14 protein-coding genes are annotated in these 9,810 nt (G+C 56.6%); 3 read left to right on the forward strand and 11 right to left on the reverse strand.

Features of this window, described 5'->3' with window-relative positions; all coding sequences use genetic code 11:
• The first annotated feature begins 370 nt into the window (after positions 1 to 370).
• From WCI03_14425 to WCI03_14435, 3 genes are all read left to right on the forward strand, one after another.
• A complete protein-coding gene (locus tag WCI03_14425) occupies positions 371 to 1,189 on the forward strand; it encodes a phosphoribosyltransferase (GenBank protein ID MEI8141048.1) in 819 nt (272 codons plus the stop codon).
• Positions 1,190 to 1,646: 457 nt separating this feature from the next.
• Positions 1,647 to 1,976, forward strand: a complete 330-nt coding sequence (locus WCI03_14430; protein ID MEI8141049.1) for a hypothetical protein — start codon at positions 1,647 to 1,649, stop codon at positions 1,974 to 1,976.
• Between the two features lie 129 nt (positions 1,977 to 2,105).
• Positions 2,106 to 2,579 carry a hypothetical protein gene (locus WCI03_14435; GenBank protein MEI8141050.1) on the forward strand — a complete coding sequence of 158 codons (474 nt, stop codon included), beginning with the start codon at positions 2,106 to 2,108 and terminating at the stop codon, positions 2,577 to 2,579.
• A gap of 196 nt (positions 2,580 to 2,775) precedes the next feature.
• On the opposite strand, the gene WCI03_14440 is transcribed toward WCI03_14435, so the two are convergent.
• From WCI03_14440 to WCI03_14490, 11 genes are all read right to left on the reverse strand, one after another.
• Positions 2,776 to 2,970, reverse strand: coding sequence for a hypothetical protein (locus tag WCI03_14440; GenBank protein ID MEI8141051.1), 195 nt, complete (start codon positions 2,968 to 2,970; stop codon positions 2,776 to 2,778).
• Positions 2,967 to 3,407 (reverse strand): hypothetical protein, encoded by a 441-nt coding sequence (locus tag WCI03_14445; protein MEI8141052.1) that lies wholly within the window; start codon positions 3,405 to 3,407, stop codon positions 2,967 to 2,969. The genes WCI03_14440 and WCI03_14445 overlap by 4 nt, the downstream gene beginning before the upstream one ends.
• The gene (locus tag WCI03_14450) at positions 3,394 to 3,870 is read right to left on the reverse strand and encodes a hypothetical protein (GenBank protein ID MEI8141053.1); all 477 of its coding nucleotides are present in this window, start codon (positions 3,868 to 3,870) and stop codon (positions 3,394 to 3,396) included. The genes WCI03_14445 and WCI03_14450 overlap by 14 nt, the downstream gene beginning before the upstream one ends.
• Positions 3,871 to 3,968: 98 nt before the next feature.
• Positions 3,969 to 4,373 (reverse strand): DUF1376 domain-containing protein, encoded by a 405-nt coding sequence (locus WCI03_14455; GenBank protein ID MEI8141054.1) that lies wholly within the window; start codon positions 4,371 to 4,373, stop codon positions 3,969 to 3,971.
• A gap of 235 nt (positions 4,374 to 4,608) precedes the next feature.
• Positions 4,609 to 4,842 (reverse strand): hypothetical protein, encoded by a 234-nt coding sequence (locus WCI03_14460; GenBank protein MEI8141055.1) that lies wholly within the window; start codon positions 4,840 to 4,842, stop codon positions 4,609 to 4,611.
• 9 nt (positions 4,843 to 4,851) lie between these two features.
• A complete protein-coding gene (locus WCI03_14465; GenBank protein ID MEI8141056.1) occupies positions 4,852 to 5,652 on the reverse strand; it encodes a hypothetical protein in 801 nt (266 codons plus the stop codon).
• A complete protein-coding gene (locus WCI03_14470; protein MEI8141057.1) occupies positions 5,649 to 5,840 on the reverse strand; it encodes a hypothetical protein in 192 nt (63 codons plus the stop codon). The genes WCI03_14465 and WCI03_14470 overlap by 4 nt, the downstream gene beginning before the upstream one ends.
• The gene (locus tag WCI03_14475) at positions 5,837 to 7,486 is read right to left on the reverse strand and encodes a DEAD/DEAH box helicase (protein MEI8141058.1); all 1,650 of its coding nucleotides are present in this window, start codon (positions 7,484 to 7,486) and stop codon (positions 5,837 to 5,839) included. Before WCI03_14475 ends, WCI03_14470 begins: the two co-directional genes overlap by 4 nt.
• A gap of 2 nt (positions 7,487 to 7,488) precedes the next feature.
• Positions 7,489 to 7,746, reverse strand: coding sequence for a hypothetical protein (locus WCI03_14480; protein ID MEI8141059.1), 258 nt, complete (start codon positions 7,744 to 7,746; stop codon positions 7,489 to 7,491).
• Positions 7,731 to 8,843 (reverse strand): ParB N-terminal domain-containing protein, encoded by a 1,113-nt coding sequence (locus WCI03_14485; GenBank protein ID MEI8141060.1) that lies wholly within the window; start codon positions 8,841 to 8,843, stop codon positions 7,731 to 7,733. The genes WCI03_14480 and WCI03_14485 overlap by 16 nt, the downstream gene beginning before the upstream one ends.
• Positions 8,844 to 8,910: 67 nt before the next feature.
• Complete coding sequence (locus tag WCI03_14490; protein ID MEI8141061.1) at positions 8,911 to 9,594, reverse strand: hypothetical protein; 684 nt, start codon at positions 9,592 to 9,594, stop codon at positions 8,911 to 8,913.
• Positions 9,595 to 9,810: the final 216 nt, after the last annotated feature.

The following is a 9,810-nucleotide window of genomic DNA, read 5'->3' on the forward strand; positions in this document are numbered from 1 at the left end:
CCACTGGCTACTGCTCACTGCCTTATGGCTGAAACTTCGCTCATTGCATTCGAAGTCCCGCATTCGCGGGAAAGGTAGCCAGTCTGTGACCCCCGTTTCTTCTGCGCCCCGCCAAAGCCCGGCCGCAAAAGTCGCGCCCACGTTCGGAGTACCGAGACGCGGCTACGTCCCGCGAGTACGCGGGATCACGCCTTTTGCTTTTGCCGGTCTATGTCGGGTCGCACCGTTTCCCCGTTCCTTTATTTGGCGTTTTCGCCCTGACCTCCGCCCGGCGTCCCTCGCTTCAAATGCTAGCGAAAGCGAGGGTCACCGAACGGAGGGCAGGACAAAACAAATGAAAACGCCAAACAACAGAAAGGAACAAGGAAACATGAAAAACGGGGTCACAGTCAGGCAAATCTCTGAAATGAAAGCTCAGGTATCCGCCGTCGAGCTGGACAAAAGTGTGCATGCGCACACAAGCATTGCGGCAATGCGCCGCCATCGAGATTTCACATCAGCAAAGGCAGGCAACACCATCGCTGCCTTGAATCTGGTCAGGGATCTCTCAAGACAGGAGCGGATCACACGCCTGGGCGAACAGCACCCCGGCGCTATGGTTGTTCCCGTTCTGGGGACAGAGCGCACGGGCATCAACATGCTGCCGCTAGCCTTCGCCAAGTTCATCGGCTCATTGGCCGGACTCCAGGTCGAAACCGGCATCGTGCAAATCAACAAAACACATCACACGGATTCGGATGCCATGCATCGGCTCTTGAACCGTCCCGAGTTTTCCGGCACTGTTATCGCCGGTCAGGATTACATCGTCATTGACGATGTAATCACGAGCGGCTCAACCGTTCAGGCTTTGCGCCTGTTCATCGAATCACACGGGGGGAAGGTGGTTGCCTTCTCCGCCCTGGCCGGAAGTTTTTCAATCATCACAGGTTCATCTCTCGAAATCGATCTCACCAAGGAAACAATCAATGCCCTCGACACCAAATTCGGACTCAACGCCTTTGCCTCATTCATCCGCCAAGCCGGCATCGCCCAAACACCGGAAGAACTCACAAACAGTCAGGCCCGTTATCTCCTCTCCTTCGGAACTCTTAACAGCATCCGAACTCGAATTGCTCCGCAGCACCATCAGTTCAGCTTCCAAACAACTCGATCAACTCCTCAAACCCAAATGACCCTTGCCTTTGCCTGATCGGTCAGGAATGTTTTTGCTTCACTCGAAGCCGCCTACGGCGGCAGATGCCGAGGCGGCTACGCCGCCCCCGGCCATCGCTAAGTTCTTTGACAGTTAGCTAAGCAAGTAGTAGAAATTAGTCCATCAGGAAGGAATGAATAGGTATGCAATCCACGTCAGACTTGATCTTCGCCAATTATAGGTGTGACGGATTCATTGGAACTAACGGAATTTCGTCACGCTATGCGTGACGCATAATATAATTTTGGGCGTTGAACAGTCGAAAGGAAGATGAATCGTGCATCCATCAAAAGCCCGTAGTAACACGCAGCTTCGATTCTCGACAGTCGCATCTCTGTTCCTTCTTGCAATGACGAGTTGCACCACAGTCCGTGTCACTGCATATGACTCGGCAACGTCCACTGTGTCACCCGCGACGCTCAACGTCGTATCTGCTGAGTGGTGGCTACCCAGGATGATGCAGTCAGCGGTCATCGACAGCATTGACAATCGTGCTGATCCCGCATGGCAGCACGCTACACAGGTCCTTCTCACGCCAGGAACTCACACGATATGTATCTCATACTACCAGGCCACACCCGGCGCGGTGAAGACGCAGAATGTCACAATAACTCCCATGCGCGGCGGCCCTATGTTCATCGACGAAGCGTGCGTGACGTTCGCTGTGACATCCGGAAAGACCTACAGACTCACATATGATGTAGAACAGTTTCCCGAGATCAAAGATCTCCGACTGAAGGTCGTTGACCTTGCGACTGGAGCCACAATTGCGGAGACCCATTGATCACCCAACGCCCCGAAGAGCAGTTAAAGCAAAACGTAAGGGAGACACATGCACACATTTTCACCACCATTCGAGAAGGTCGGCGCATCATTGCCGCGTAGTTGTCGGACATTGTTGGTACCCCTTCAGTTGTTTGTCGTCGCAATGCTCGTCGGGTGTTCCACAGTGGCTGTCATCGACACTATTCCGCAAGGTGATAAGAAAGGTTATGTCAACTTTTATCTGGCTGAGGCATCAGACAGACACCTCGCGGTTCGGATCGGCGCCGGCCGTGCCAATTTAGAAAAGGCAGCGCAGGTAAAATATGGTCGTGATATGTACGAGCGAATGTCTCGTGCCAGCGAAGGCCCAACACTCGGGATACTCGGGCAAAAGCTACTTTCCTTCAACAAAGCTGTTGAAGTAGCCGCTGCGCCTGGAAACCAGGACTTCACGCTTGCGTGCGTTGGGACGCTTGGTGTCCAGACCGTCACGGTTACAGTACGCGAGGGGGCCGTCACACCCGTCAAAGTGCAAATCCAGGAGACGAAAGCCGAGAACAATATTCGGTACTATAGCGTTTCCGCTACACCCGAATCTCCAAAGCCGCGGGAGACTCAATAGCCACAGTAGTCGCTCAACCATCGCCTCCACCGTACGGCTCACCCGCTACGGGTTCTCCGTACGGTGAGGCGTAACGTCCCTTCCCTCGGGTCCTTTCTCCGTATTCTGCTCACTACCTACTGCAAACTGACCATGGGGCCCCCACCGCGTGTGCCACGCCGTGCCTGTAATTTCCTGAACGTAATTTCGTCAAAGTCTATCTAATTACTTGGGTATTAGCCGGTTTCGCTAAAACTCCGTTTTTCTCTTTTTTGAGCTCCAGGTGTAAGACACCATTCAATTTGCATCGAATCTCGCGTAATCGCGCCCGTTTCGGGGCTGTAACGTCCCGAATCCAGATCAAAATCAATGCTTCTTCCTGCCTCAATTCTTCAACTGTCTGTTTTTTCATTCTCTTTTGTGCTCCGTGTTTTTTCTACGTGATTGCTTGGCCGCCTTGGCCGCGAACAGTGCCCTGAGTGCCGGCCACTTCTTCATTGCGCGCCAGTGCCGAATTTCTACTGCTGCGATGGTGATGCCTTGAATGGTCGCAATGTCCCGGTAGGGCATGCCGGCAAACCGCCAACAAACTATGTCCCGGATCTCTGGGGGCAGGCGCAGGAATTCAACCATTGCCTCCCTCATGACAGAGATCGGCAAGTGCACTTCATCGCCTTCAGCAGACTGCTCACTGCAAACTGCAAACTGGCTTCTTCTTTCTTCGTACTCCAACGTGTAGTCCGAGTTCTCTTTGAGCTCGCACTTTGCGCAGGGGGTCTCGGCAAATGGTTTGCGAGCAAACTTCCCCGCTTCAATATCAGCCCTGACTTTGCACTTATGACATTCCATTGCTGTTCTCCTCTCTGCCTACTGCTACCTGCCAACTGCCTGCTGACTTTTTCGCCCATACCCAGATGATCCAGGGGAACTCGACCTTTGCCTGATCAAAGGCGAGGCGTGCCCGTTGTTCGCTCCCCAGGGCGTAGCCGCCCTTGACTTCGTGGCATTCGATTTTCCCCTTGTCGGTGAAGACGACCCAGTCGGGGGTGTACCGGTGACCGTTCGCCATCCGGAAGGTTAGGGCCTCGTACCTGGCATCCTTCCCACGTAGGTATGTCTTCCGGTAATCGGTTTCCGTTTTGTTCGGCTTCCGATGCCCACGCTTGCCGCGATCGGCGGCAGGGACAGGTGTCGGGGTGGGGGGCAACTCCGGAACGATTGTCCGGGATCCTGCCGGCTTGGCGTAACTCTCGAGCTGGGCTCGAGCTTGCGCCTGGAGACGGGGCGGTAGGTCTTCAATTTTAATTCCCATGGTTTTCCTTTTTCGGTGAGGGGGGGAGGGGGGTATCCTTACATCTAACCTGTCTAAGATTTTATCCATACGCCCCCCCTGACTAATCAAACTCAAACTCAAAGCGATGTGACCCCGATCGGGTTGTGATCGGGTCGCGATCGGGGGGCGATCGGGGGGCGATTGCCACCCCATCGCCTTGCGTTTCCGATTTTTCCTGCCTGAGAACACATCTCTCGATAAGATTTCTGATCCGCGCGACATGACAGTAACTTGTCGTTATAGAGCCGCCCGTTTTCGGCTCTGAAGCACCGGAGGATCTTGGCTTTGTGTTTCGGCCAGTCCCCATAGCATCGTGACCACGCCGCCAGAATGTCGTCATCGTCGGGGAGGCCACAATCGTCTTCATTCCAGGCGCGGCACAGGAGCAGCCAATACGCCCCGAACTCGGCATTCGACATTGATGCAACCCGGCCGCTCCCGAGCAGGTTGTTTACATAGCAGGGGAAAGAAGGTGATTTCATACTCTTGCCTCCCCGCTATTTTTATCGTCAGGCAACGTATGGCAATACTTCGCCGGACATCCTCTGATTTCTCGATTGCCGCAAAGCCATTGGGGTAAACTCCTGGGTGAGCGTGTCTTGTAACCTACCCCCGGCGTGAAGACACCAGGATCCAAGCGGGGCCAGTAGCAATCTCGTGCGGGACATTCCGTATCCGAGACGTCCACATAATCTTTTAATCGTTTATCGCGTATTTTCACGACTTGACCTCCCGTCCACATTTGTTCCCAGGGGTGTCGCGTTCCCGTGCCGTCCTGTCGGACTCCAGGATGGACTCCAAACGATCGAGCCAGTCGTCCATGAAACGCTGATGCCTGGATGTGATATCCTCCAAATTACTTACGGCCGACCTTATCACCTCTGCACCGCTAGCCACATTGCGGCCAGCCTGGGCGACATCCTCGGCACCATGCAGGTACATACTTTCCATAAAACTCCCTTACCTCCATTCCGCCTGGGACCATTGCGCGTCAACCATGGCGCGCGTAGCCCCGGCCTTAAACCAATCTCTCAAATCCTTGTGACCACACGGCGTCACCATGCGGATGCCGATCTTTGCGGCCAGCAAAACATCGCCCAGTTTCTTGGCCCCGGCGATCCCCGGTCCGTCAGCATCGGCACAGATCGTCACGCGTTTAATTCCCAGGCGCCGGCACGTGTCCACCACATGCCGCTCGGAGCCGGTGCAGGAGGGGCGCCCGATCGACCAGAACCCCAGGGCCAGGGCGGCGGTCGCATCGGTCGGGCCCTCGCACACCAGCGGTTCGTCGCCGTCGTAATGCGGGGAAATAAACACACCGGCCCGGCTGCCGATGACCGCCCGCTTTGTCCCGTCCCGGTTCCGCGTCCGGATCCCGCAGATCTGGCCCGTGCCGTCATACATGGGGAAGGCGAGCATCTGGCCCAGAGTGCAGGCGCCCATAACGTCCAGGGCGTCAATGGGGAGGCCCAAAATTCTGGCCCAGGACTCCATGTGGTTCCAGGTAATGACGAAGCGTACGGTCTGCCACCACAGGGCGGCGTTGAAATCGGGTGGCTCGTAGCCAATAGCCGGGACGGCGCGGGGTGGGGGGCAGGCGCGCACCACTCCGCCATGTAACCAGCCACCGTTTCCGGTTGGCCGGTCGGATTGCACCCTCATACAACACACGGCACCGGTGTCCGCCGCCACCCCGCACCAGTCATGCCGGTTGCAAATGGGGCAGGGGTGTTGTCTTGAGACGCGTCGCCAGACAGTCATTCGCTAGCCTTCTGATCGTATTCGGCGATTATTTTGCGGGCCTTCTCCTTGTATGAATCAATGACATAGCTGCAAAGGTGATCGATCACATTATTTTCGGGTCGGATCACTATTCCCTTTGCCACAGCGGTATCCCATACGATGGTAAAGGCCATTAATTTCAAGGTTAGTGTTTCCAGTTCTGTCACGTTGTACTCTCTTTCTTTTTCCATCCTTCTTTCGCGGCGATCCCATCAATCATCTGACCGGCCACCTCCCGAGTGACATCGGTGGGCATGCCTCGCTTGCGCAGGATTTTCGCCTGGTTGAAGGAACACATCCCGGCATCCCATCGCCGGAAGAGTTCATTGAGGATTTGCCGGGCCTGACCATAGGGGAGCGATTCCGGATCGATACCCTGCTTGCGAAGCACATTGGCCTGGCCTTCACTCAGTTGCTTACCCCGATCCCAGCCGCGCTCAGCCACAGGTTTGACGTCGAACACGTCGAACGGGTTGATGGTTTGCGTCGAAAACTTGGCACGCGCCGTCAGGCGGGCCCGGCGCGCCGCCTCCCGCTCTTTCTGCTGTCGTTCCTCTTCGGCGGCCGCGTCAAACGCCTCATCCACACGCAGGGGCTGGCCATCCTGCAACTTGCGGATGGCCAACTCCCGCACCTCTTCGGAAACCTTGCCGCCGAGGATATCCACGGAAGTGCAGAGTTTGTGGCGTCCGGAATTGCCGACAAAGTCGACAATGAGCGCGGTGGGTTTTTCACTGGCTTCGATCAATGCCCGGCGAGCCTCACCGCTTTCATGGTTGTTGAGTTCATGGGCAATGGTGTCTGCGGGCCGCAAGGCGCGCCCCGCCATCTGCGCATAAAGCGAGCGGCTTTTCGTCGGACGGGCCATGATGACCACCTCGACGGCCGGATTATCAAACCCCTCTGTCAGGACCGCGCAATTACACACCACCTGGACGCGGCCCGTCTTGAAATCATCAAGAATCCGCTTCCGCTCATCCTCGGGTGTTTCGCCGCATACCCATGCCGCCATGCCCTCCCGGCTGCGATTAAACATCTCCGCCATCCGTTCGGCATGGGAAACACTCGATGCGAATACCAAGCTCCGCTTGTTGCCAATGATTTCAACGGACGGTGCCACGATCCGGTGCAGATTCTCCTCATACTCCATCACCTTTGCCAGATCAGCCCCGTTCAGATCCCCCGCGGTGGTCCGGCATAGGCTGAAATCCAATCCTTCGACATGGACCATTTGCTGGGTGACAGGCACCAGCCAGCCGTCCTTGATGGCATCGGCAATCTCATAATCATAGGCCACGGTGTCATAAACCTGCCCCAACGCCTCCTCATCGGCCCGATCCGGCGTCGCCGTGACACCCAGCACGCGGATATCGGGATTACCTTTCGTGTACCAATCCAACACGCGTTTCCATTGCGGGGACGTGCTGTGGTGTCCTTCGTCCACCACAACCACGCCGAACAGGCGCGGGTCAAATCGGGTCATCCGTCCGGCCCCGTCGCCGCCTGATGACTGGGTTTGGATGGTGGACACCACAACCCGCGGCCCGCCAAACATGCACCCCATGTCAGCGCGTGAATCGCCCATCTCAATGTCCACACGCCAGCTGGTAATGGCCGCTATTTTGTCACGTGCCTGATAAACCAGTTCGCGGCGGTGTGCCAGGACGAGGGCCCGGCGAGGGAAGGCGCGGCGGATCACCTCCGCAAACGTGACGGTTTTTCCGGCGCCGGTTGGCAGGACAAGCAGGGTTGACCTGTTTGTCTGCCATTCAGCCTCAATCCGGCGCACAGATTCGTCCTGGTACGGCCGCATTTTCACGTGGGCACCTCCGCCGGGTCCGTCAAAACATCGTCACACAGATCCTGGATATCCGGATCGGTAGTGACGGACTTGATCGTTTCAAGTGCGGTCTTATACCGCTGGCACTCTGCCGCCATCTGGACTAAATCAAACTCCAGTTTAGCTCCGATTGCTTCCAATGTTTGAGCGTGCGTCAGTATTTGCGTACAGGCATTTCTCCAATGTTCCCGTTCAACCTGTTTTTCCAGATCATCAGTTAAAGGTGCATGCATGATTTCAACTCCTTAGGGACGTGTTTGTATTGGAATTCTCCAATGATCCCGCGCCCTTTGCAGAACCGGCAGTGTTGGGAAAGTGTTCCTTTACAGTATGGACAAACGGCATGCGGTATGTTGGCCTTGAGTGCCTGCTTGGCAGTTTCGAGCGCGGCCACAATAGCCTGCCCGTTGCCGTCCAAAATGACCAAATCCCCCTCATCGTGCATTTCGCGGATTTGGTTAGAAATCCGGGTCACTGTGGACGCCATTTGGGCTATTTCGTCGCCCCGATCCCAGAGCGGCCAAAGGTGATCCGGAATCGTCTTTCCGACCTCGTCGAGGCGCTCTTTCGGTTGGGGTGGGGGCGGGGGCGGCGTCTTTCCTTCCCTCTCTTCTCCCTCTCCCTGTCGCAGATCTGCCTGTGGCGGAGAGGGGAGAGGGCTGGGGTGAGGGTTGATCTTACTGCCCACCATGTCCGCCGTAGTACCGGAGGCGGATGTCGACTGTCCCCCGCCAACTCCCGTCTCCCCCGAGGGCGGCGGCGGGATCTTCTTGGGCCTGCCCTGACCCTTGTCGAAGGGCTTATCCTCTTGCGAATTAGCATCTTTCGTCGGCTTCGGGGTACCGGGCGGAGGGGGCACTTTGTAGGTCTTTCCATCCTTGCCGATTCGTTCGCAGGTGCCAACCGTTGGCACGTGACTCCTTAGTCCGCTTACGAAAGTATCACTCACACCAACATGGTCGGCAATGGCGCGGTCGCTCTTCCGGTAGTTAATTTTCAGTGCCATTTCCACTGCATACCTTTTGTCCGCATTGGTGCGTCTGAGCCCATGATTTTGATTCGCCGCACAACTCGCCCACATCGCGTCAGTCTTTGTTCCCTTTTTCACGTCACAGCGAATCGTCCGTTTGTTCGCCTTGACGTGGGCGTGGATACGATGGAAACCGTCCGACATCCATATGTCCGTTCCGTCGTTGTAAACATCAACTGGCGGCAGTTTCTTTCCGGCCTTGATCAGTTCGGCCAGTTCATCAACGTACTCATCGCTGATCCGCTCCCGGCTCTGCACCCCGCCATCAGTGCGGATTTTCTCAATCAAAAGTTCCTGCATAGCTCACTCCTCACGTCTCACTCCCTACTCCCCACATCTCACTTTTCACGTCTCACATCTCACTCCCTTAGTACGGCAGCATCCCCCCGATCGCGTCCCTCACCTTGCCCCAGCCTTGAGGAGTAACCTCCATCTGGGTCTTGCCGGTCACCTCTTTGACGAACTTCGGCCACAGGTCATAAAGCTCCAATTCCGTTTTGCTGCTGTTGACCTGGCAGAACTGATCCCAGCATTCCTCCATCGTGGACGGAGTGACCGCCGCCGCTGGAGGCGGAGTGGGGGGCGGCGGTGCAGTCTTGGGCGCAGGCGGGGGTGTCCTCGTCACCGGTGCCGAGGGCACTCCGCCGAACAGAGCCCGGGTTCTGGCGCCATACTTCGCCGCCAATCCCTTCGCATTCGCCTTTTCCAGCCGCTGACCGCCGCCCGACGGGTTGATGTATTTAATGGACGAGAATTCCCCGCGGTCACCCTGGATCGTTTCAACGACTGCCTGCACCGCCGCGCCGGCAAAGGCCTCCGGCTCCTGATCCCACTTCGACCAGTCCCAATCCGACCAACCGAAAATCGTCTGCACATCCTTGAACCCGCGCTCGCTGAGCGTTCCATCCTTCTGAACCAGACAGATCCCGCCCTTCAAATGCGAACCGCCCACATCAACAACCATCGAGCACATCACCGCCCCACTTGGCGCCTCATAAATGCTCGCCGCCACAGTCAACCCCTCATAAGTACCTTCCTGAATCAAAGCCATCGTCCTATCCTTTCTTTAATGTGGGAGGGGCACTCCGTGCCGCGACTCCCTTATTTTCTTACTGCCAACCGCCTACTGCCCACTGACAACTGATTATCCGCGTCAGCGGATAATCGCCCCCCAAACCTCCGCCCCATCATCCCCCAGCGGAATCGTTTCCTGCGTCGTCCGGCTCTTCGCCATGCAATGCGGCACTTCCGCCGAATACAGGGTCCG

This window comes from bacterium (assembly GCA_037143175.1).
In the GTDB taxonomy this organism is placed as follows: Bacteria; Verrucomicrobiota; Kiritimatiellia; order CAIKKV01; family CAITUY01; genus JAABPW01.